This is a genomic window from Paeniglutamicibacter gangotriensis Lz1y (assembly GCF_000348945.1).
GTDB classification, from domain to species: Bacteria; Actinomycetota; Actinomycetes; order Actinomycetales; family Micrococcaceae; genus Paeniglutamicibacter; species Paeniglutamicibacter gangotriensis.
Genome location: NZ_AOCK01000001.1, coordinates 385,972 through 407,683 on the forward strand (window position 1 = coordinate 385,972; position 21,712 = coordinate 407,683).

Genomic DNA, 21,712 nt, shown 5'->3' on the forward strand with positions numbered 1-21,712 from the left:
CCGTCAATAACGCTTTTCCGGTCCAAATTCCAGAGTTGACGCGGCCTGCGGGAAATAAGTCGGTGAGCACTGGACAAAAAACTTGATACCGGAGGGTAACGACCTGTTTTGTCTGTACTACGGAACTTTCAGTGCCTTCCTTGCGGCACCCGGTTAGGCTCACTGACGGATGATCATCCCCTGTCAGTTCATGCAAGCGCACGTTCATCAAAGGAGATTTCCACGTGTCAAAAAATGTCAATGGGAGAAAGCTCGCGACCTCAGTCATGGCTGGCCTCTTCGCTCTCAGCCTTCCGTTCGCAGGTATTGCCCCGGCTGTTGCCGACGCAAACTTCCCGAGTGTTGAGGGCAACACCAACACTTCCAGCATCCTGTCGTATGCGGATGTGGTTTCCGAGATGCTCAAGCTCGAGAAGAACTCCCGCTTCAACGTCGACGTCTTCACGTTGGCCGAAGCTGGAATGGCGGTGAACACGTCCGAGCAGGGGCGTGACCTGTATGTTGCTACCGTCGGTACCGGTTCGAAGCATGTTTGGCTCCAGGGTCGTATCCACGGAAACGAGCCTTACGGCGCCGAGGCGCTGCTTCAGGTCCTCAAGGACGTGGGCACGAACGGTTCGCACGACTACAAGATGCTTCGCGACGAGTTCACGCTGCATTTCATCCCCAACTACAACCCCGACGGCTCCGAGGCGAACATCCGCCACACCATCCTTTGGGACCAGATCGCCAACAAGCCGCTGATGGGGGACAACGGTCGCGAGCGACTAGTCGACCTCAACCGCGATTGGACCCCAACAGGATTCGTCGCCAAGGAATCACTGGCGTTCTACGAGTACTGGACCACCGTCAAGCCTGACTACGGAATCGATATCCACCACCAGGGTCTGAAAAAGCAATGGGGGACCGGCGACGATGTAACTTTATCGCTGGGTATTTCCTTAGCGCCAAACGGCCCGACGCTTCCATCGATTAAGGACGGGCTCTACAACGACCTAACCCGCCAGATGAACGTTCACGTATACGACTCGTTGAAGAAGTACGGGTTCGTCAACACCGACCGTTACCAGGTGGGTAATGGCATGGAGATCGATATCAAGGGCGGTGTCGTTTCGGCGATGATGCTCGGGCTGAACTACCAGGGCATGAACCCCAGCGAGCACTCCAACCCGGTGGTCTTCTTCGAGACCTCCGGGAACACCTCCGATGGCAGCCTGGGGCAAAAGGCACGAGGCAAGTCCATCAAGCAAAATGCTCTGGCCGTGAAGGAGCTACTCACGGGCCTGGCCAGCGGCGCAGTCGACCAGGTGGATCCCGATCGCTGGGAAGAGATCCCGCACCAGCCGGTGACCGGATACAACACCGACTACGCGGGGAACATCCCGAAGTAGATCCTCCGATGGCGGCATCGTAGAGCGCTGAATCACCCAACACGTCCGTTTGTCGGATGGGGACACTGCTCCCGGATGTTCATGTGAACATCCGGGAGCAGTGTCGATCCCCCGTATCCTGCGCAGTTTCCGGGGTTCGCCTCAGGGAATCACGGATGAGTTCCCGTCCTACCGGTTGTTCAATCTGCTGCTGGACCAAGCGCGCGGGAGATACCACGCGCGGCTGTCTGCAATGCCATCACCGCGGAAGGCAATAATCCGGAATCACGCGGAACCACCACGGCCAAAACCGCCAGCGCGTAACCGCGGGAATCGAGGATCGGTGCGGCTGCCCCCGTGGACTCGGGATCGATGAATCCGTCGAAGGTCGCATACCCGGTACGGCGGATCTCGGCCAGCTCGTGGCGCAGCTTCGGATGCTGACCAAGCATCCTCTCCCCATGACGTTGGAGATAGCCCTCCAACACTCCGGCAGGGGAGTAAGCCAACAAGGCCATACCCATGGAGGTCAGGTGCACCGGCATCCGCCCGGCGACGTTGGCCTGGTTGACGACCGAACCCGGGCGAGAGAGGCGTTCGATGACCAGCACATCGTCCTCGTGCAGCACCGCCAATTGGGTGTTTTGCCCCACCAGCTGGTTTATGTCCTCCATGAACGGAAGGGCTGCCTGGCGCAGATCCAGGGTGGACGCGCTGCGATTGGCCAGCTCCCACAAACGTAGGCCCAGACGCACCTGGCCATCTGCATCACGCGCAAGCAAGCCGTGGCCCACCATGTTCTCCAACAATCGGTAGGTCGTGGCACGGGGAACGTCGGCACGCCGGGACAGCGCGTTGACGGTCAGGGTGGGATTTTGGGCATCAAAGGCGTCCAGGATCCGCACGAGGCGGTCGAGCATCGAGTCCCCGCTCGGTGAATTGGCCATGGATCCACTCTAGAACAGTCGCCGCCGGCCCGATGCCGGGCCGTGGCCGCCTGGCCACGAGGATCGGAGAATAAAGTAACCACGTCAAATTCGGTGGATGTCGGCGAAATACGCCTAACATGAGGAATCACAGACAACTAGGTTCGCCGGTCCATCTGACCCAGATTTGCAGGGTTTGACAAGCGGTTCTTGATTTTACGAACGGGTGTCCGGCACCCCTGGTCCACCGAGGGTTTAAGGAGAACCGCGTGGCCGAGTCAGAAGACACCCACGGGATGGAGAACGAAAACCGTCAACCGATGGTGGAGCGCAGCCGCTTCGGCGTTTCCGAACGGCGCAAGGATCCGATGATCGAAGGCAACCGCGCCCCGATCACCAGTACGGAACTGAGCAAGGGGCCGGCCGAGCTCACCAAGCACCTTGAGCCCAGGGTCAACTGGCGCGTGTTCATCACCGCCGCGGCAATCATCCTGGCGTTCTCGGCCTGGGCCATCATCAACCCGGACAACGCCGCAGCGATGATGCAGACGGCGGTCTCCTGGATTTCCACCAACCTCGGCTGGTACTACGTTGTCACCGTCACGCTGGTGGTGCTCTTCGTGCTCTGGGTGGCCTTCTCCAAGGAGGGCAGCGTCCGGTTGGGCCCGGACCATTCGCGGCCGCAGTACAACCTCTTCACCTGGGTGGCCATGCTCTTTGCCGCCGGCGTGGGTATCGACATGCTTTTCTACTCGGTGACCGGTCCCATTACCCAATTCATCACGCCTTCGGCGGCTGATCCCCAGTCCGCCGCCGCCGCGCAGGACGCGGTGGTGTGGACGATGTTCCACTACGGAATTGCCGGCTGGTCGATGTATGCGCTGTTGGGCATGGCCATGGGCTACTTTGCCTACCGCTGGGGCATGCCGCTGTCGATCCGCGCCGCACTCTACCCGCTGCTGGGCAAGCGTGTGCGTGGGGTGACCGGCGATGTCATCGACATCTTCGCGCTGGTCGGCACGGTGTTCGGCGTGGCAACGTCGATGGGCATCGGCGTGGTGCTGCTAAACGTCGGGTTCTCCTGGCTTTTCGGCATACCCGAGGGGCTGGCCCTGCAGATCGCCCTGGTGCTGGTGGCGGTCATCATGACCATCGCCGCCTGCACCTCCGGGGTGGACAAGGGCATCCGGCTGGTCTCCGAGCTGAACCTCTGGTCGGCTGCGGCCATGATGCTCTACATCCTGATCACCGGCAAGACCTCCTTCCTGCTCACCGCGCTGGTGGAGAACATCGGCCGCTTCGTCTTCACCCTGCCCGAGCGCACGTTGCAGACCTTCGCCTACGAGGAAGGCGGCTCGGAGTGGATGGCCGGCTGGACGCTCTTCTTCTGGGCGTTCTGGTTGGCCTGGGGCCCGTTTGTCGGGCTGTTTCTGGCCCGTATCTCGCGTGGGCGCACGCTGCGCGAATTTGTCATCGCCGCGATCACCGCACCGGTGCTGTGCGACTTCTTCATCGTCTCGATCTTCGGAAACAGCGCCATGTACGAGGTCCTGAACGGAAACACCGAGTTTGCCGAGAAGGCCATCAACAGTCCCGAACACGGGTGGTATGCGCTGTTGGAGATGTTCCCCGGCGCGCCGTTCCTGATTGGCCTGGCCACGCTCTCGGGCTTGCTCTTCTACCTGACCAGCGCCAATTCCGGCGCGATGGTCATGTCCAACTTCTCCTCCTCGATCCCGGACCCGTCCGTGGACGGTGCCAAGTGGCTGCGCATCTTCTGGGCGCTGCTCACCGCGGTGCTGACCGTAGCGATGCTGGTGGCCGGCGGGGTGACCACCATGGAACACGCCACGCTGATCTTCGCGCTGCCGGTGACCGTCATCGCGTACCTGGTCATGGCGTCCTTCTCCAAGGTCCTGCGCATGGAGCGAGCCGAACGCGAGGGCACCGTCATGCGCCGCCGCTCGGTGGCCGCGCACGGCGGAAACGCGCCTGAAAAGACCTGGCGCCAGCGGATGGCGCAGCTGCGTTCCTACCCGTCCAACAAGGCCGTGGCCCAATTCGTGGAGCGGACCATCCATCCGGCACTGGAAGCGGTCGTGGGGGAGTTCAACGAGCTGGGCTACGAGGCCGAGCTGACCATCACCCCGAATGCGACGACCGGCATCGACGAGCACACGTTGCTGGTCCACATGCACGACCACCGCAACTTCCACTACCAGGTGGCGGCCATGGAGGCTCCAGTCCCGGCGTTCGGTGCCCGCACCGTCTCCCGCGAGGTCGACGTGTACTACCGCCTCGAGGTCTTTACCCAGACCGGTACCGAGGGCTACGACCTGATGGGCCTGAGCAAGCAACAAGTCATCAACGACGTGCTGGACCGCTACGAGGCGCACCTCTCGTTCCTGCAGTACTCCTCCGAGCGCGACTATGCCTCGTTCGTCACCCCGCCGCGTCCGGCCACGGGCATGGTCCCGCAGGTTGATACCTCGGAACCTGACGAGGCCGAGGAGGAAGGCAAGGGGCGGGAATAGCGGAAGCACCAACCCGGAATCCTTGAAACAAGGCTCTTCCAGGGGGCGATCCAGTCGGGAGGTCGGGGCATTTGCGCGCTGGGTGTGCCGCCGATCTGACCCGCCGTTTTGTCTTGTCCCCAGTCATGCCCGGGGACAGGACAATGGTCGTTGTGTCGCCCGGTGATGTTTGCCGCCGAGGTGAAAACGGGCCGACCAGTTTTCTGCCGGCCCACCCACGAAATCCCGTTTCACAAAAACCATTGACTCCTGTGGCTCAGGTCACTTAGAGTCTGTTGTATATCAGTTGTATGCCTGACGGGGCAGGGTTGGAGCGACACCATTTAGGGGGTTCTGTTGAGAGAAATGCTCGGCGAGTCAGTGGGCGGGTTGAGCCACGAAATCTGGAGACCGATCGCTTCGCCCGGTGGCGAGATAATCGCCAGCGTGTTGCCCATGGTGGCGAGCTGCTCGCAAGGTCCGCGGTATGAAAACGCGGCAGCCCGGGCCACTGCGTTCAGCACCGGTGCCGATCCCCAACTGATTCGATAAGCCAAGGAGCATCAGCCATGACCTATTTGCCTTCCACCATCGCTTCGGGAACCACAAGCCTGCTCACGCCCCGCGAGAACATGCCCGCCACCGACCACGCGGTCCTCACCCTCTCCTGCCCGCAACGCAGCGGCATCGTCCACTCCGTGTCCAAGTTCCTCTTCGAGCGCGGCTTCGACATCGTTGAGCACCAGCAATTCGACGATCCGGCCGCGCAGCGCCTCTACCTGCGCACCGCCTTCGTCCAGCGCGAGCAGTCGGAGTCGGTCGAAGACCTCGTCCGGGACTTCGCCCAAGTGGCCGACGAGTTCTCCATGGACTTCAACTTCCACGACGGGACCAAGCCAAAGGTGCTGGTGATGGTCTCCAAGATGGGCCACTGCCTCAACGACCTGATCTTCCGCTGGACGACCGGCACCCTCGCCGCCGACCTGGTCGCGGTGGTTTCCAACCATGAGACCCTACGCCCCATGGCCGAGGCCGCGGGCCTTACCTTCATCCACATTCCGGTGACCGCAGAGACCAAGCCGGAGGCCGAGGCACGGCTGCTTGAGACCATCAACGACTTCGACGCAGATCTGGTGGTGCTGGCCAGATACATGCAGATATTCTCCCCGGAACTCAGCGCGCAGCTCGCCGGCAAGGCCATCAACATCCACCACTCGTTCCTGCCGGGCTTCAAGGGCGCCCGTCCCTACCACCAGGCCCACAAACGGGGGGTCAAGCAGATCGGCGCCACCGCGCACTACATCACCGACGACCTGGACGAGGGTCCGATCATCGAGCAGGAGGTCATCCGGGTCGACCACCGGCTCAGCCCCCAGGAACTGGCGATGGTGGGCAGGGACAACGAAGCCCTGGCACTGTCCAAGGCCGTGCGGCTGCACGTCGAAAACCGGGTCATGGTCGACGGGCTGCGCACCATCACCTTCACCTAGCCCGGCCCCGATCCGCGCACCACCCCCCAAATACCTGCGGTCCGCCTGCACTGCACCGGCACCCATACCCCCCCCAAGGAGAGCCATCATGAAGTCACCACGCGTCGTCATCATCGGAGCCGGAATCGTCGGGGCCAACCTGGCCGACGAACTCACCCAGCGCGGCTGGAACGACATCACGGTCCTAGACAAGGGCCCCATCCCGCTCACGGGCGGCTCCACCTCGCATGCCCCCGGGCTGGTCTTCCAGACCAACGCGTCCAAGACCATGACCGAATTCGCCGCCTACACCGGAGCGAAGCTCGCCTCGCTGGTGCGCGGGGGAGAGAGCGCCTTCAACCAGGTCGGCGGGCTGGAGGTGGCCACCACCGCGGCCCGGATGGAGGAGCTCAAGCGCCGCCAGGGCTGGGCCACCTCGTGGGGCCTGGAGGCACGGGTGGTGGATGCGGCCGAGGCCAAGGCCCTGCACCCGCTCATCGACGAGGACCAGGTGCTCGGCGCCCTGCACATCCCCAGCGACGGGCTTGCCTCCTCGGTGTTCGCCGTTGAACTGCTGCGCGAGCGCGCCGAGTCTCGCGGTGCGGTGTTCATCGGCTCGGCCCCGGTGACAGGGATTGAACGCAACGCCGGCCGGGTCACCGGGGTGCGCAGCGGTGACACCGTGTTCCCCGCCGACTTCGTGGTCTCCGCCGCAGGGTTCTGGGGCCCCGCGGTGGGGGACCTGATTGGGATGAAGGTCCCGCTGATTCCACTGGCCCACCAATACATCACCACCTCGCCGCTGGCCCCGCTGCGCGGATCGGCGGCCGCTGCTCGGAAGGTGCACGGCACCGGGAACAACGCCGACCTGCCGATCCTGCGCCACCAGGACGAGGATTTGTACTTCAGGGAGCACGGCGAGCGGTTGGGCATCGGCTCCTACGCCCACCGTGCGATCCCCGTGGGCTACGACGAAATGCCGAACACCGGGGAAATCACCGAGCACAACATGCCCTCACGGATGGAATTCACCGGGGAGGACTTCGAGGGCCCGTGGAAGAACTGCCAGCTGCTGCTCCCCTCCCTGCAGGGCGCCGCCTTCGAGGACGCCTTTAACGGCATCTTCTCCTTCACCCCCGACGGCGGATCGCTGGTGGGCGAATCGCGCGACCTGCGTGGCTTCTTCATTGCCGAGGCCGTCTGGGTGACGCACTCGGCGGGCGTGGCCAAGGCCGTGGCGCAATTGCTGGTCGATGGACGATCAGAAACCGACCTGCGGGAACTGGACGTCGCCCGCTTCGAGGAAGTGCAGCTGCAGCCCGACTACGTGCTGGAGACCTCGCAGCACAACTTCGACGAGATTTACGACATCCGCCACCCGCTCGAGCCGCGTACCTCCCCGCGCAACGTGCGCGTCTCGCCCTTCCACCAACGCCAGGTCGAACTCGGCGCCTTCTTCCTGGAGACCGCCGGCTGGGAACGTCCGCACTGGTACGAGGCCAACGCTGAGCTCGTGGCCCAGCTGCCCGAGGACTGGCAGCCTCCGGCGCGCGATGAATGGAGCGCGAAGTTTGAGTCCCCGATCTCCGCAGCCGAGGCCCATGCCACGCGCACCAACGTGGCGATGTATGACATGACCGCGCTGAAGCGGCTCGAGGTCTCGGGTCCCGGGGCGCTGGAGCTGCTGCAGAAGCTGACCACCAGCGGGCTGGACAAGTCCATCGGCTCGGTGACCTACACGCTGATGCTCGACGAATCCGGCGGGGTGAAGAGCGACTTGACCGTGGCGCGCATCGATCAGGACCTGTTTCAGCTCGGCGCCAACGGCGGGCTGGACCTCGACTACATCCTCAAGCACGCCGCCGACCAGAGCGCGGCCGACCCCGCACTCTGGGCCCAGGTGCGCGACACCACCGCGGAGACCTGCTGCATCGGGGTCTGGGGTCCGCGGGCCCGGGACCTGGTGGCTCAGCTGACAGCCCAAGACCTGACCAATGACGGATTGAAGTACTTCCGCGCGGCCAGCACTTCCATCGCCGGGATCCCGGTGCGTTTGATGCGCCTGTCCTACGTCGGGGAACTCGGCTGGGAGATCTACACGACCGCTGACCTCGGGCTGCGGCTCTGGGACGTCCTGTGGGAAGCGGGCCAGGGCCTCGGGGTCATCGCGGCCGGACGCGGCGCCTTCAACAGCCTGCGGCTGGAGAAGGGTTATCGTTCCTGGGGCAGTGACATGGACACCGAACATGATCCGTTCGCCGCCGGTGTCGGCTTCGCCGTGCGGGCCGCCAAGGAGGGATACATCGGCAAGGATGCGGTGGAGCAACGACGCAACAACCCTGCCACCAGGCGCCTGCGCTGCCTGACCGTCGATGACGGCACCTCGATGGTGATGGGCAAGGAACCGGTCTTCGTGAACGGAGAGAACGTCGGGTACGTTACCAGCGCCGCCTTCGGGCACACCGTCCACAAGCCGATCGCCTACGCCTGGCTTCCCGCCGCGATGGAGGAGGGGGAGAAGGTAAAGATCAACTACTTCGGGACGATGGTGGAGGCCAGCATCGTTTCCGAGCCGATGGTCGACCCGGGCATGGTGGTGATCCGCGCCTGATTCCTCGGGCCAGACGCCCCAGACGACCGCCGGGTGGGTCCCCGGCGGTCTTCTGGTTTAACCCCTACAGGGCCTCGCGCACGCGGTTTTCGAAGTGGGTGATGTGCTCCTCGGCCAGGCGTGCAGCCAACTCCGGATCCCCATCGATGATGGCGCGCAATAGCGCGGTGTGCTCATTAACATGGCTTTGGATGGGTTCGAGCCCGGAAAGTACGAAGTTCCACATGCGCTGGGAAAGGTAGAAGTACTGGATCAGCGTGGATTCCACGTAACTGTTGCGCATTACCGCATACACGGCGCGGTGCATCTGCCCGTCTAGGTCCACCGAGACCCGGTTCGAGGCAAAGGACTGGGCCTCGATGTCCGCCAGGCAGGCCCGCAGCATGTCACGGTCCTCATCGGTGGCCTGCTCGGCTGCCCGTCGGGCGGCGAAGGCCTCGAGCACGCGGCGAGCATCGGAGATGTCTTTGAGATCGCGGATATTAACATCGGCAATGATGGTCCCGCGGCGGGGGAAAACCTTGAGCATCCGGTCCGATTCCAGGCGTTTGACCGCTTCACGCATCGGGGTCCGGCCGACGGCCAGATCGCGCATCAGCGCCTCCTCATCGAGCGCGCTCCCGGGTGGCAGTCGCATATCGATGATGCGCTCGCGCAATTCCAGGTAGGCGTGTTCCGCCTGCGTCGTACCCATGGGGACGGTATTTGCCACGGTGCCTGGCCCTTTCGCCGAACGTGCGATCCGGATATTTATCCGTTCCTAGATATATCAGAGAGTACGGCAAACGAGCGCCGGGCCTTGCCAGCGTGGTGCCGGGGGCCAGGGGGACTTCCACCGGTCGGCGGCTTCTGCGTTAAAAGGCAACACGGTCGTTGCAGCGCCCCAACGATCTGGGTGCCGCAACGACCGCACTCACCGGTCTGCTTCATGAATTGCGGAAAATTCGGCCCCGTGGCCCGGACTAGTTGCTCAGGTAGCCGTTGGGGTCCAGTACATACTTGGTGGCGGCGCCGGCATCGAACTCCGCGTAGCCGCGCGGGGCCTCTGCCAGGGAGATCGCCTGCGCGTTGACCGCCTTGGCGATGTGGATCCGATCGTGCAGGATGGCCATCATCAGCTGGCGGTTGTACTTCATCACCGGGCACTGGCCGGTGGTGAAGGACAGGGACTTGGCCCAACCGGTGCCCAGGGACAAGGACAGGTTGCCCTTCTTCGCCGCGTCGTCCGCGGCCCCGGGATCCCCGGTGACATACAAGCCCGGGATGCCCAGCGAACCACCGGCGGCGGTGAGATCCATCAGGGAGTTCAGTACCGTCGCCGGGGCTTCTTGAGCTCCGGCCCCGCCTCCGTGGCCGCGGGCTTCGAAGCCGACCGCGTCGATGCCGCAGTCCACTTCGCGTACGCCCAGGATCTGTTCGATTTGGTCGGCCGGATCTCCGGCGCCGACGTTGATGGCCTCGCATCCGAAGGAGCGTGCCTGGGCGAGGCGGTCCTCGTTCATATCCCCGACGATGACTACCGCGGCTCCGAGTAGCTGGGAGGCTGCGGCTGCTGCGAGTCCTACGGGTCCGGCTCCTGCCACATAGACGGTGGAGCCGACGGTGACTCCGGCGCTGACGGCTCCGTGGAATCCGGTGGGCAGGATGTCCGAGAGCATGGTCAGGTCCATGATTTTTTCGAGTGCTTGGTCCCGGTCGGGGAACTTGAGCAGGTTCCAGTCGGCGTAGGGGACTAGTACGTATTCGGCTTGTCCGCCGACCCAGCCGCCCATGTCCACGTAGCCGTAGGCGGAGCCTGGTCGGTCGGGGTTTACGTTGAGGCAGATTCCGGTTTTGGCTTCCTTGCAGTTGCGGCAGCGTCCGCAGGAGATGTTGAAGGGGACCGAGACGATGTCTCCGACCTTGATGAATTCGACGTCGGGTCCGGTTTCGATGACTTCGCCGGTGATTTCGTGTCCGAGGACTAGGTCGGCCGGGGCGGTGGTGCGGCCGCGGACCATATGTTGGTCTGAGCCGCAGATGTTGGTGGTGACGGTGCGCAGGATGACTCCGTGCGGGACCTTTCGGCCCACGTTGGCCGGGTTCACCCCCGGCCCGTCTTTGAGTTCGAAGGTGGGATACGGGGTATCAATGACCTCGACGACTCCCGGGGACTTGTACGCGACGGCTTTGTTACCTGACATTGAATGGCTCCTTTGCGTTGGTGATCAAGCGTTTACGGTGGCCCTGGCTGTGCCAGAGTGCCGTTGAAGGTAGTGGTTGTCGGTTTCCGTGAAGACATTTGCGTCAGTTGCTGCGCGTTGCGCATTCATCCTGTGATCGCCGCCAAGGGCCTGAGACCAAACAATGGAGCCAGATACATGCGGCGGCTGATCTCGGCCAACCCCGAGCGACAGGAAGGGGCTAGGCATCGATCACCAGATCGGTTTGCGCCGTCGAGCAGCACGGGAGGAACTTGCCGGCGTCGATTTCCCTGGCCCGGATCCCTCCCTGGTGGTTCATGTCAACGTCGCCGTACAGCTTGACGACCTTGCAGGAGCCGCACATGCCTTCTTGGCAATTGGCCCCGATCCTGACACCGGCTTGTTGGGCAATGCCCAGGATCTTTTCTTCGGGATTGATCAGGACGTTGAGGCCGGTGCGCACAAAGGACATGGTGAGGCTTCCGGTTCCGACGGTCTCGAACGCCGAAATATCGGGGCCGTCGGTGTCCAGTGTTTCTTCCGCTTCGGCTTCGGGGGCTTCGGGTTCGGACATGGCGGGGTCGGCCGCTTCCAGTGGCAGGCCCTCGGACTCCAGCGGTCCCTCGGCATCGTAGCCCGGTTCGTAGATTCCGAAGGCAGCGGGCTGGTTGTCGTAGTAGTCCTCCGCGGAGTCGGCGATTTCCTCGGCGATTTCTTCCGCAATGTCCCCGGCCAGCGCGACCTCTGCCTGGTATTCCATTCTCGTCTGGCGGTCGCCGGAGAAGTACTCCATGTGGATGGAGGTATCGTCGACGCCGACCGCTGCCAGCAGCTCGGAGACGTTGTTCAGGTACCCCTCGGGGCCGCAGGCATAGACCTGGCGTCCGTTTGCATCTGGTGCCACCTCGTCGAGCATGGCGGTGGTCATCCGCCCGGTCAGGCCTTCCCACCCCTCGTACGTGCCGCGGTCGCCTAGGGAGTAAAAGACCTTGACGCGCGAATCTACGGTGGCGATGTAGGCCAACTCCTGATGGAAGGCGAAGGCGCCTGGCGCGGCACCGTGGTAGAGCACCACGACATCGGCCTGGCCGGGCAAGGAATGGATGGTCCGCAGCATGGACATGATGGGGGTGATGCCGGCGCCGGCGGCCAGTAAGAGGTAACGTGCCCGCCGGTCGACGTCGGGCAGGTGGAATGCCCCGACCGGTCCGAGCATCTCGAGTACCGTGCCGGGGCCGACGTTTTCGTGCACCCACTGCGAGACCAGGCCCTTGGGGTCGCGTTTGATCGTGACGTCGAAGGTCCACGGTTTGGTGGGCGAACTGGATAACGAGTAGCTGCGGTCCGCCGGGTCCTGGTCTTCGCCGTTCACGGGAAAAGAAATGTTCAGGTATTGGCCCGGTCGAAACGCCAGGGGCGCTCCGTCGACGCGGCGGAACAGGAAGGTCAGCATTCCGCCGGCCTCCGGAACGATCTCGACGCACTCGGCCAGAAACTCCTGCGGATGCCAGGGGCCCAGAGCGCGGGCGGCACTGGCCGGGCCCTCGGTGCTGCCCAGCACCCGGTTCCACGGCATTTCCAGGCCACGGATGCGCTGAGGTTGCTGAGGTGGCGCGGTGATGGTGGTGCTCTCGCTCATGCCAGGTGCTCCTGCACCCGCTGCACGTACCAATTGATGAAGGCCTCGACCTGGTATTCGCTCTTCATGTACGGGCCCGGCTCATAGACCGGGCTGTTGGCGCCGGCTTGGCAGAGTTCGACAAACGCCTTGTCCTGCAGGTTGGTCTGCTTCCACGTGTGGGTGAGCTTCTCGAGGTCGTAGTCATCGCCTTCGACGGCGTCATCTGCCACCAGCCAGGTGGTGCGCACCAGGGTTTGGTGCTCATTGATGGGGAACACGGCGAAGGTGACGACGTGGTCACTGAGGAAGTGAAACCAGCTGTTGGGCTGCAGGTGCATCGAGCAGCGACCGAGTCGGAAATCGCGCAGGTCCCCGAGCAGCTTCTTGGAGAGCCGGTGCCCATCGGGTGAAAACGATTCGCCGTCGCCATCGAGGGACTCGCGGGAGATGCGGATTCCCGCCACTCGGGTATCGAGTTCCTCGAAGACTTCGTAGGGAATGCCATAGCGTTGGCAGCGCTTTTCAAGCGCTGCTTGGGCTTGGGTGTTGCGATCCCAAACTTCTTCCAGATGCGCCGGGACGAGGCCCTCGGTCAGGCCCCAGGTGGGGAAGAGGGAGCAAGCCAACTCCGGGTGGCCATCGCAGTGGTAGCACTCCCGGTTGTTCTCCATGACCAGCTTCCAGTTGGCCTCTTCGATGATGTTTTGCTGATAGGCCACCTTGGTCTTGGGCAAGTCGTGGGGCGCGAGGTAGGGCTCGAAGATCTTTGCTGTTTCCTCGAAGTCCGCCGGCGGCTCGTCCGCCATGCAGACGAAGATGAGTCCGGCGTACTCACGGCCGTGGGCCCGCTTGAGACCGAAGCAGCTCTTGTCGAACTTGGTTTCCCCGGGGGCCGATGCGTGGATCAAGTTGCCCTCGGGGGAGTAGGTCCAGGAATGGTAGCCGCACACCAGATTTCCGGTGCTTCCGGTGGATTCGGTCAAGACCCGCGCGCCGCGGTGGCGGCACACGTTGTGCAAGACATTCACGCCGCCCTCGTCATTTCGCAAGACGATCAAAGAATACGGGCCATAGTCGACGGTGACGTAGTCCCCTGGTTCTGGGAGTTCGGCAACACTTGCGGCAAAAATCCAGTGTTGGCCAAAAATGGCGTGCATGTCGATCTTGAAGATCGCTGGATCGGTGTAGAAGGGGGCATCGAGGGAATGGCCTTCGAGCCGGTTCTCAAAGAGTTCGGTGATTTCCGCCAGTTGCTCGGCCGGCAAGGACGAAGCGAGCTTGCCGCGTGAATTGAGCGGCAGGTTCACTGATACAGACATTCTTGACTCCTCGGAGGGCTGGGTCGGCGTCTGATGCGCGGAACTACAAGCGAATTGCTGCGCCGGTGCTACTGAAAGCGTTGCAATCATGAGGTTAGTCACAATTGGGCTGCGGCAAAAGCGCAAGATTTAGGCGGGAATAGTGCACAATGAGTGCATGATCGATTCACGGCTGACCACGCTCAGGGTGTTTGCCCGGAGCGGGACCGTCGCAGCCACCGCGGAGCTCACCGGTTACTCTCCTTCCGCGGTCTCCGCGCAGTTGCGGGAACTGCAACGCGGGCTCGGAATGCAGCTGCTGACGAAGGACGGGCGGGGCCTGCGTTTGACCGCCACCGGCCGATTTCTGGTGACGGGCTCGGATGCGATGATTGCCGAATGGGAGCGCCTGCGGGCCGCGGCACTGGACGCCGGGGGACAGGTGCAATCGAATTTTGGGTTGGCTGGCTTCTCTAGCGCCGCCGCCCAATTGTTGGCGCCGCTTGCCGCCACGCTCCGGTTGGGGCACCCCATGGTCGAAGTCCAGGTGCTCGAGGCGAATCCGGCGCGATGCTTCGACCTGCTGGTGGCCGAGCGAGTCGATTTGGCCGTCATTGTGGCCATGCAGTCCGACACGCACGCCGACGAAGACCACCGCTTCGAGCAGACCACCCTGCTGAACGATCCCCTCGACGTGATCCTTCCCTCCGACCATCGGCTGGCCACACGGAAAACGGTGACACTCGAAGAGCTCGCAACGGACCCATGGATCACCGAAGCCCCTGGATCCGCCTATCATGCCCTGTTCGTTGCGGCGTTCACGGCAGTCGGGGTGACGCCGAGAATCGCCCATGAGGCAGTCGAGTGGGAAACCCAGATTGCCTTTGTTGGCGCCGGGTTGGGGGTCGGCCTGCTGCCGCGACTGGCCACCTTGCGCAGTGCGGAGAATGTCGTTCGACTGCCCCTCTCGGGCCGCGGGAATCCCTCGCGGCGAATTGTCGCTGCGGTCCGCAAGGGGAGCCTCGACTCGCCGCTGATCAAGGATTCCCTGGCGATCCTGCAGGCCCGGGCAAAGCGAATCCTCACCGAGCGACTGGAAGACGAGCTGTGACGCCGCGGGGCCATGGCCCCGTTGCGTTTGTGGCAAATACTGGCCCTTTCGCGACGCCGTCGGCACGGGGAGTTCATTACTTTCGTGTGGTTGTGGAAGACCAAGAAGCCAGGGCTGACCTCTCTCTTTAGACGGGTAGGCATGTCCGCCTCCCGTAGCCCCCTGCGCTTCTCTTGCGTGTTGGAAGGCAGAAGCTGAGAGCCGGGTAGTAGGAAGCGGTTCATCCCCGGCCGGGCGCCATTCTTATGCAGGCCTCTTGTGAGGCCACCGGCAAGCTGATAAAGTTCATTTAGTGAACAAGCGTTCGCGATGCGAACATATTGAACAGGAAGCCAGGTCCCCACATCATGCAGCAGGCGTACCTCTACGACGCGATCCGTACCCCCTTCGGCAAGATCGGCGGCAGCCTTTCCTCCCACCGCCCCGATGATCTGGCCGCACATGTGGTCCGCGAGCTCGTGGCCCGCGCCCCGCAGCTGGATGTGAACAGCATCGACGAATCGATCTTCGGCAACGCCAACGGCGCCGGCGAAGAGAACCGCAACGTCGCCCGCATGGCCACCCTGCTCGCCGGCCTGCCCACCTCGCTGCCCGGCACCACCATGAACCGTCTCTGCGGCTCCTCGCTTGACGCGGCGATTGCCGCCTCCCGCCAGATCAATACCGACGATGCAGATTTGGTGCTTGTCGGCGGCGTCGAATCCATGAGCCGTGCCCCATGGGTGCTGCCCAAGACCGAGCGCCCCTTCCCGATGGCCAACCTTGAACTGGCCAACACCACCTTGGGCTGGCGCCTGGTGAACCCCGCCATGAACAAGGAATGGACCGTCTCCCTGGGCGAGGCCACCGAGCAGCTGCGCGAAAAGTACGAGATCACCCGCGAAGACCAGGACGTATTCGCCGCCCGCTCGCACCAACAGGCTGCAGCGGCCTGGGAGAACGGGAAGTACAACAACCTCGTGGTCTCCGTGCCGCCGGCCAATAAGCGCGGCACCGAGGTGGTCATGGACGAGACGGTCCGCGCCGACTCCACCGCACAAACCCTCGGCGCACTGCGCACCGTCTTCCGCGACGCCGCTACCGGCACCGTCACCGCCGGCAACGCCTCGCCGATGTCCGATGGCGCCTCGGCGGCCTTCATCGGCTCCGAACGCGGCGGCGAATTACTCGGTGCTGCCCCGCTGGCCCGCATCGCGGGCCGTGCGTCTTCGGCGTTGGACCCGCAATACTTCGGTTTCGCGCCGGTCGAGGCGGCCAACAAGGCGCTGGCCAAGGCCGGCATCTCCTGGTCGGACGTGGCCGCGGTGGAACTCAACGAGGCCTTCGCCGCCCAGTCGTTGGCCTGCATCCGGGCCTGGGACATCGATGAGGCCATCGTCAACGCCTGGGGCGGTGCGCTGTCCATCGGCCACCCGCTGGGCGCCTCCGGCCTGCGCATCCTGGGCACCCTGGCCCGCCGCCTGCAGGAAAGCAATCAGCGCTGGGGCGTTGCAGCGATCTGCATCGGCGTCGGTCAGGGTCTGGCCGTCGTACTTGAAAACCCGAACGCCACCGCCTAAACACCCCCCCCGAGGGGATACTGTCCCCCCAAAAAAACTTCGCCCCACCCCTAAGATTTCAAGGAGAGAACAACTTATGGCACCACGCATAGCCACCTCCGCCGCGGAAGCCGTCTCCGGCATCCATGACGGCTCCACCGTGCTCATCGGGGGGTTCGGCAACGCCGGCCAGCCGATGGAACTCATCGACGCGCTCATGGATTGCGGCGCCACTGACCTGACCGTGGTGAACAACAACGCCGGCCAGGCCGACGCCGGACTGGCCCTGCTGATCAAGGAACGCCGCGTCAAGAAGGTCATCTGCTCCTTCCCGCGCCAGTCCGACTCCTGGCACTTCGATGAGGCCTACCGCGCCGGGGAGATCGAACTTGAACTGGTCCCGCAGGGCAACCTGGCCGAGCGCATCCGCGCCGCGGGTGCGGGCATCGGCGGGTTTTTCACCCCCACCGGCTACGGCACCATGCTGGCCGAGGGCAAGGAAACCCGCGTGATCGATGGGAAGGGCTACGTGCTCGAGACCCCGATCAGCGCCGACTTCGCCATTATCAAGGCACAGCGCGCCGATACCCTCGGCAACCTCGTCTACCGCAAGACCGCCCGCAACTTCGGACCGATTATGGCCACCGCCGCGAAGAAGTCCATCGTGCAGGTCTCCGAGATCGTCGCAGCCGGCGAGCTGGATCCGGAAAACGTCATCACCCCCGGCATCTTCGTCGACACTCTGGTCACCATTGGAGGCACCAAATAATGAGCGAATACACCTCCACCGACGCGGCACTGAGCCGCGACGAGATGGCCAAGCTGGTCGCCGCGGACATTCCGGCCGGCGCCTTCGTGAACCTGGGCATCGGACAGCCGACCAACGTCTCGAACTTCCTCACCACCGAGCAGGGCGTCACCCTGCACACCGAGAACGGCATGCTGGGCATGGGCCCGGTGGCCACCGGGGAGGACATCGACGGGGAACTGATCAACGCTGGCAAGATTCCGGTCACCGAGCTGCCCGGCGCCAGCTACTTCCACCACGCCGACTCGTTTGCGATGATGCGCGGCGGACACCTGGACGTCTGCGTCCTGGGCGCCTTCCAGGTGTCGCAGGAAGGCGACCTGGCCAACTGGCACACCGGGGCGCCGGGTGCGATCCCTGCCGTGGGCGGGGCCATGGACCTGGCCATCGGCGCCAAGCAGACCTGGGTCATGATGGGTCTGTTCACCAAGGCCGGTGAGTCCAAGCTGGTCGAGGAACTTTCCTACCCGGTCACCGGGTTGGGTTGCGTCTCGCGCATCTACACCGAGTCCGCGATCTTCGTCATTGATCAGAGTGGGGTGACGGTGCGCTCCACACACGGGATCACCTTCGAGGAACTTGCCGAGCGCCTGCCGATCGAACTGATCCGCGGAGCCTAAAAAACTCACGTAGATTGGTGGGTGCGATCTCCGGGGCCTTGGCCCCAGGGACCGCACCCATCGCAGCCCGCGCACCGAGATGCGCGGGCCTTCTTATTTCCGAAGATAGAAACTTTCAGGAGCCACAGCAGATGAGACAGGAAACCGGTACCCCGGCACCGAGCGCTTCGACCTCGGTGCAGTCCCTGGCCCGCGGCCTGGATGTCATCTGTGCCTTCGGCGCCGAGCACCCCTCGATGACGCTCAGCGAGGTGGCCAAGCGCGTGAACCTCTCCCGTGCCACGGCCCGTCGCTTCCTGCTGACCTTGCAGGAACTGGGCTACGTGCGCTCGGACGGGAAGTTCTTCGAGCTCACCTCCAAGGTCCTGCAGCTGGGCTACTCGTACCTTTCCAGTGCCACGCTGCCTCAGCTGATGGAGCCGGTGCTCGAGGAGCTTTCCTCCACGGTGAATGAATCGGCCTCGGCCTCGGTCCTCGAAGGCCACGACATCCTCTACATCGCCCGGGTGCACACCCGCTCGATCATGCGCGTGGGGATTTCGGTTGGCACCCGGTTCCCGGCGGCCAACACCTCCATGGGCAGGGTGCTGCTGGCCTACCAGGCGCCTGGCGTGCTGGAAAAACTGCTGTCCGAGGGCATCAGCGCCCCGACCGGACACGGCATCGGCACGTTGGCGGAACTGCGCACCGAACTAGCCAAGGTCCGTGAGCAGGGCTATGCGATCGTGGACCAGGAACTGGAAATCGGGTTGCGTTCGGTCGCCGCACCGGTGTTCGCCCCCGACGGGTCGGTGGTTGCCGCGATGAACGTGTCCATGAGCGTGGGACCGCAGTCGCACACCAGCGCGCAGGATGCCGCCGATACGGTGTTGCCGGCGCTGAAGCAGGCAGCGGCCCAGGTCCAGGAAGCGCTGGCCGCAAGCCGCTAAAAAGTATTCTCCGGGTTCCTGATGAACGCGGGCGATGACACCGAACCGGTGATGGTGCGCCCGGCAGCAAATTTGGTTGGCGCCGGCCCACTGCCATCGGCCAGATCCGCAAGGATCCGCCCGATCGCCGGGGTGAACTTAAACCCGTGACCGGAGAACCCCGCTCCAACGACGATCGGTCCCATGCGATCAAGGATAAAGTCCTCATCCGGGGTGTTCGTGTAGGTGCAGCTGATTTCGGTATAGGCATCCGCGTCGACACCGGGCAGCCATACCCGTGCGTAGTCCTGCAGGGCGCGCAGCTGCTTCGGTTCGGAGGTGAAACTTCGTTGATCGGGGTGCGTCAGGGCGCCGGTCCCGTGCCAGCCTGCCTTGATTCCTTCGCCGGGTGTGAGCATTCCGTAGACCGGAGCGTAGGCGTTTTCAAAACCTACAGAGCCCGGAACCAGGGTGTGGTTGAAGCCCGGCCATGCGCTGGACTCATCCCGCCGGGCGAAGTGCAGTGGTTGTTCCTGGGTGACGCGCATAGCAGGTAAGCGCACCGAACCGGGCAGCAGTTCTCCGGTCCAGGCGCCGGCGGTGAGCACGACGGTGCGTGCCTCCACGGTTTCTGTCCCAATCGCCGATTCCAGCACCAGGCGCACTTGGTTGTCCCCGAGAATCTTCAGCTCTACCACCCGCACCCCGTGACGGATATTGGCACCGTGTTCGGCGGCCACACGCTGGAAGCTCGGCAAGGCTAGGTCAGGGTTCAGTTGGCCGCCATCGGGCATGTGTAGCGCGGATGTGGCGAAATGAATGCCATTCCAGCGCTCGGTAGCCTCGGCCGCGGACACTTCTTCGGCGCGGATGCCGGCGGCCGAAAGCGCGGCGAGCACCCGCCCCTGTTCTTCCGGGGCTCCGTGGTTCACGATGCCGGTGCGCGTCACTTGGGCTTGCCCGCTTTGGGAACCGAGCCTTTCCCAAAGTTCGAGGGATTCGGCGAGCATGGCCACGTACACGGGATCGAAGTACCCGAGGTTCAGATTCCTGGTGCTTCCGTGGGATGCGCCAAAGGTGTGGGCTGGCGCGAATTGTTCAAGTAGCGTGACCTCACGACCTCGCGTGGCCAGCGCCCACGCGGTGGCCGAGCCCATGGCCCCGCCACCGACAACCACCGTATCCAACAGCGCAACCATGTCCCCGTCCTTTCACTAAACCGGTCCAATCCTATGCAGCGAGACGCCGGAAGACTGACCCAGATAACGGATGTGACATGGTTTTGGTCCCTGAGCATCCGGCGCTGGGCAGTGGCCCGTTCCGCGTGCGTGCGTGGACTCTCACCGAGGGAGGAGACGATCTTAACGCGCGGTTCACTTCGCCGTGACCGCAGCGATGTTCGGGAAGGGCAGCGTGGTGGGTGCCCGTCCCCGACACTGAAGGACCCCCCACCATGAAGTTTCGTACCGCCGCCCTTGGAACCCTGACCGTCTGCCTATTTGCGGGATTGAGCGCACCTGCCGTCGCGGCACCCGTTGCCAGCACCGAGAATGATGCACCGATCCTGATCGGCCACCGCGGTGCCGGAGGCATCGCACCGGAAAACACCCTGGCCGCCTTCAAGGCGGGCAGCCAGTCGGGCGCCGATTTTGTCGAGATCGATGTCCAGCTGTCCAGCGACGGCGTTCCGTTTATCTTCCACGATGACACTCCCGCACGCACCACCAACGTCGAAGAGGTGTTTCCGGAGCGGGCCAATGCCCCGATCACCTCGTTCAGCTGGAACGAACTGCAGCAGCTCGATGCCGGCTCCTACTTCTCGAGCAACTTCGCCGGTCAAAAGATCCCGCACTTTGACGATATCCCCGAGGTGCTGACCGGAAACACCGGGGTGTTTATCGAAATCAAGTCCCCGGCACAGTCCCCGGGCGTTGAACAGGTTGTTGCCGATGCCCTGGCCAACGATCCACAGTGGAAATCACTTAAGGACGCCGGCAAGATCGAGGTACTGGGCTTTGACGCGGCTTCGAACAAGAAATTTGCCGCACTGGCACCCGAGGTCCCGCTGCAGCAGCTAACCGGCTCCGTCCCCAGTGCCGCGGTCCTTGCCGACTATGCAAGCTATGCCGACTCCTTTGGCACCAGCTACCGGAACCTCGACGCGGCAGGTGCCGACCGGGTCAAGGAGGCTGGGCTTGGTCTGGGCGTGTACACGGTGAATTCCACCAAGGCAGCGGATGCGGCCCTCGATTTGGGCGTCGAGCGCCTCACCGGCGACTTCCCTCAGCAGCTCGACCGCCACCTGGACGGCCAAAAGGTCTTCCCGTCCAACAACGGGGTGGTTATCGCGGACTCGGTCAACGATGTTTCGGGCAACGATCTGCAGCCCGAAACCGGCGAACACGTCGTGCTGGCCAACACTTCAAACCGCACCATCGACGTCAGCGGCTACGTGCTGCGCGACGCGGCCAACAACATCATGCGCATCGGACAGGGCTTCAAGCTGACCCCCGGTGCCGAACTGCGCGTGTATTCGGGCCCGGGAACCAACCGCGCCGAAGCGTTCTACCTGGGTGGGAGCACTGCGGTGCTAAACAACAGCGGCGACTCCCTGGGGCTCTGGGATGCTAAAGGCAAGCTGACTGACACCTTCGCCAACTGACCCGGACGCTCCACACCATCTCCCGAACCAGCCGTGCCCACCCAAATTGCTTGATGGGTGGGCACGGCTGGTTC

The 21,712-nt window shown here is 63.6% G+C and carries 16 protein-coding genes; 10 read left to right on the forward strand and 6 right to left on the reverse strand.

Annotation, left to right across the window (positions count from 1 at the left end; translation table 11 throughout):
• Positions 1 to 224: 224 nt before the first annotated feature.
• Positions 225 to 1,391: a M14 family zinc carboxypeptidase gene (locus tag ADIAG_RS01800; protein ID WP_007269582.1), complete on the forward strand. Its 1,167-nt coding sequence runs from the start codon at positions 225 to 227 to the stop codon at positions 1,389 to 1,391.
• Positions 1,392 to 1,570: 179 nt separating this feature from the next.
• Here the strand turns inward: ADIAG_RS01800 and ADIAG_RS01805 are convergent, their stop codons facing one another.
• Positions 1,571 to 2,317, reverse strand: coding sequence for an IclR family transcriptional regulator (locus ADIAG_RS01805; RefSeq protein ID WP_043472618.1), 747 nt, complete (start codon positions 2,315 to 2,317; stop codon positions 1,571 to 1,573).
• A gap of 275 nt (positions 2,318 to 2,592) precedes the next feature.
• On the opposite strand from ADIAG_RS01805, the gene betT reads away from it, so the two are divergent.
• From betT to ADIAG_RS01825, 3 genes are all read left to right on the forward strand, one after another.
• The gene (betT, locus tag ADIAG_RS01810; RefSeq protein ID WP_051059804.1) at positions 2,593 to 4,830 is read left to right on the forward strand and encodes a choline BCCT transporter BetT; all 2,238 of its coding nucleotides are present in this window, start codon (positions 2,593 to 2,595) and stop codon (positions 4,828 to 4,830) included.
• 548 nt (positions 4,831 to 5,378) lie between these two features.
• Positions 5,379 to 6,299 (forward strand): formyltetrahydrofolate deformylase, encoded by a 921-nt coding sequence (purU, locus tag ADIAG_RS01820; protein WP_007269585.1) that lies wholly within the window; start codon positions 5,379 to 5,381, stop codon positions 6,297 to 6,299.
• A gap of 85 nt (positions 6,300 to 6,384) precedes the next feature.
• The gene (locus ADIAG_RS01825) at positions 6,385 to 8,889 is read left to right on the forward strand and encodes a GcvT family protein (protein ID WP_152426022.1); all 2,505 of its coding nucleotides are present in this window, start codon (positions 6,385 to 6,387) and stop codon (positions 8,887 to 8,889) included.
• A 64-nt stretch (positions 8,890 to 8,953) separates the two neighbouring features.
• Here ADIAG_RS01825 and ADIAG_RS01830 read toward each other — a convergent pair whose 3' ends face one another.
• From ADIAG_RS01830 to ADIAG_RS01845, 4 genes are all read right to left on the reverse strand, one after another.
• Positions 8,954 to 9,601 (reverse strand): GntR family transcriptional regulator, encoded by a 648-nt coding sequence (locus ADIAG_RS01830; protein WP_007269587.1) that lies wholly within the window; start codon positions 9,599 to 9,601, stop codon positions 8,954 to 8,956.
• Positions 9,602 to 9,851: 250 nt separating this feature from the next.
• A complete protein-coding gene (gene fdhA, locus ADIAG_RS01835; RefSeq protein WP_007269588.1) occupies positions 9,852 to 11,072 on the reverse strand; it encodes a formaldehyde dehydrogenase, glutathione-independent in 1,221 nt (406 codons plus the stop codon).
• Positions 11,073 to 11,292: 220 nt separating this feature from the next.
• Complete coding sequence (locus tag ADIAG_RS01840; protein ID WP_007269589.1) at positions 11,293 to 12,711, reverse strand: ferredoxin reductase; 1,419 nt, start codon at positions 12,709 to 12,711, stop codon at positions 11,293 to 11,295.
• Positions 12,708 to 14,012: an aromatic ring-hydroxylating oxygenase subunit alpha gene (locus ADIAG_RS01845; protein ID WP_007269590.1), complete on the reverse strand. Its 1,305-nt coding sequence runs from the start codon at positions 14,010 to 14,012 to the stop codon at positions 12,708 to 12,710. The genes ADIAG_RS01840 and ADIAG_RS01845 overlap by 4 nt, the downstream gene beginning before the upstream one ends.
• Before the next feature lie 157 nt (positions 14,013 to 14,169).
• Here ADIAG_RS01845 and ADIAG_RS01850 point away from each other — a divergent pair, with 157 nt between their 5' ends.
• The 5 genes from ADIAG_RS01850 to ADIAG_RS01870 all read left to right on the forward strand — a co-directional run bounded on the left by ADIAG_RS01850 (position 14,170) and on the right by ADIAG_RS01870 (position 18,997).
• Positions 14,170 to 15,102 (forward strand): LysR family transcriptional regulator, encoded by a 933-nt coding sequence (locus ADIAG_RS01850; RefSeq protein ID WP_043472624.1) that lies wholly within the window; start codon positions 14,170 to 14,172, stop codon positions 15,100 to 15,102.
• Between the two features lie 347 nt (positions 15,103 to 15,449).
• Positions 15,450 to 16,661 carry a thiolase family protein gene (locus ADIAG_RS01855; RefSeq protein WP_007269592.1) on the forward strand — a complete coding sequence of 404 codons (1,212 nt, stop codon included), beginning with the start codon at positions 15,450 to 15,452 and terminating at the stop codon, positions 16,659 to 16,661.
• Between the two features lie 76 nt (positions 16,662 to 16,737).
• The gene (locus ADIAG_RS01860; RefSeq protein WP_007269593.1) at positions 16,738 to 17,409 is read left to right on the forward strand and encodes a 3-oxoacid CoA-transferase subunit A; all 672 of its coding nucleotides are present in this window, start codon (positions 16,738 to 16,740) and stop codon (positions 17,407 to 17,409) included.
• Positions 17,409 to 18,068, forward strand: a complete 660-nt coding sequence (locus tag ADIAG_RS01865; protein ID WP_007269594.1) for a 3-oxoacid CoA-transferase subunit B — start codon at positions 17,409 to 17,411, stop codon at positions 18,066 to 18,068. The genes ADIAG_RS01860 and ADIAG_RS01865 overlap by 1 nt, the downstream gene beginning before the upstream one ends.
• Positions 18,069 to 18,199: 131 nt before the next feature.
• Positions 18,200 to 18,997, forward strand: coding sequence for an IclR family transcriptional regulator domain-containing protein (locus ADIAG_RS01870; RefSeq protein ID WP_007269595.1), 798 nt, complete (start codon positions 18,200 to 18,202; stop codon positions 18,995 to 18,997).
• On the opposite strand, the gene ADIAG_RS01875 is transcribed toward ADIAG_RS01870, so the two are convergent.
• Positions 18,994 to 20,175, reverse strand: coding sequence for an FAD-dependent oxidoreductase (locus ADIAG_RS01875; protein WP_007269596.1), 1,182 nt, complete (start codon positions 20,173 to 20,175; stop codon positions 18,994 to 18,996). The two genes, ADIAG_RS01870 and ADIAG_RS01875, sit on opposite strands and share 4 nt — an antisense overlap.
• Before the next feature lie 254 nt (positions 20,176 to 20,429).
• Between ADIAG_RS01875 and ADIAG_RS01880 the strand changes: the two genes are divergently transcribed.
• Positions 20,430 to 21,638: a glycerophosphodiester phosphodiesterase family protein gene (locus ADIAG_RS01880; protein WP_007269597.1), complete on the forward strand. Its 1,209-nt coding sequence runs from the start codon at positions 20,430 to 20,432 to the stop codon at positions 21,636 to 21,638.
• Positions 21,639 to 21,712 lie beyond the last annotated feature (74 nt).

What these genes read in the sequence shown, in the direction of transcription:
- ADIAG_RS01805 (WP_043472618.1), bottom strand. Translation starts at nt 2,317, where the DNA reads ATGGCCAATTCACCGAGCGGGGACTCGATGCTCGACCGCCTCGTGCGG.
- betT (WP_051059804.1), top strand. Translation starts at nt 2,593, where the DNA reads ATGGAGAACGAAAACCGTCAACCGATGGTGGAGCGCAGCCGCTTCGGC.
- purU (WP_007269585.1), top strand. Translation starts at nt 5,379, where the DNA reads ATGACCTATTTGCCTTCCACCATCGCTTCGGGAACCACAAGCCTGCTC.
- fdhA (WP_007269588.1), bottom strand. Translation starts at nt 11,072, where the DNA reads ATGTCAGGTAACAAAGCCGTCGCGTACAAGTCCCCGGGAGTCGTCGAG.
- ADIAG_RS01840 (WP_007269589.1), bottom strand. Translation starts at nt 12,711, where the DNA reads ATGAGCGAGAGCACCACCATCACCGCGCCACCTCAGCAACCTCAGCGC.
- ADIAG_RS01845 (WP_007269590.1), bottom strand. Translation starts at nt 14,012, where the DNA reads ATGTCTGTATCAGTGAACCTGCCGCTCAATTCACGCGGCAAGCTCGCT.
- ADIAG_RS01850 (WP_043472624.1), top strand. Translation starts at nt 14,170, where the DNA reads ATGATCGATTCACGGCTGACCACGCTCAGGGTGTTTGCCCGGAGCGGG.
- ADIAG_RS01855 (WP_007269592.1), top strand. Translation starts at nt 15,450, where the DNA reads ATGCAGCAGGCGTACCTCTACGACGCGATCCGTACCCCCTTCGGCAAG.
- ADIAG_RS01860 (WP_007269593.1), top strand. Translation starts at nt 16,738, where the DNA reads ATGGCACCACGCATAGCCACCTCCGCCGCGGAAGCCGTCTCCGGCATC.
- ADIAG_RS01865 (WP_007269594.1), top strand. Translation starts at nt 17,409, where the DNA reads ATGAGCGAATACACCTCCACCGACGCGGCACTGAGCCGCGACGAGATG.
- ADIAG_RS01870 (WP_007269595.1), top strand. Translation starts at nt 18,200, where the DNA reads ATGAGACAGGAAACCGGTACCCCGGCACCGAGCGCTTCGACCTCGGTG.
- ADIAG_RS01875 (WP_007269596.1), bottom strand. Translation starts at nt 20,175, where the DNA reads ATGGTTGCGCTGTTGGATACGGTGGTTGTCGGTGGCGGGGCCATGGGC.
- ADIAG_RS01880 (WP_007269597.1), top strand. Translation starts at nt 20,430, where the DNA reads ATGAAGTTTCGTACCGCCGCCCTTGGAACCCTGACCGTCTGCCTATTT.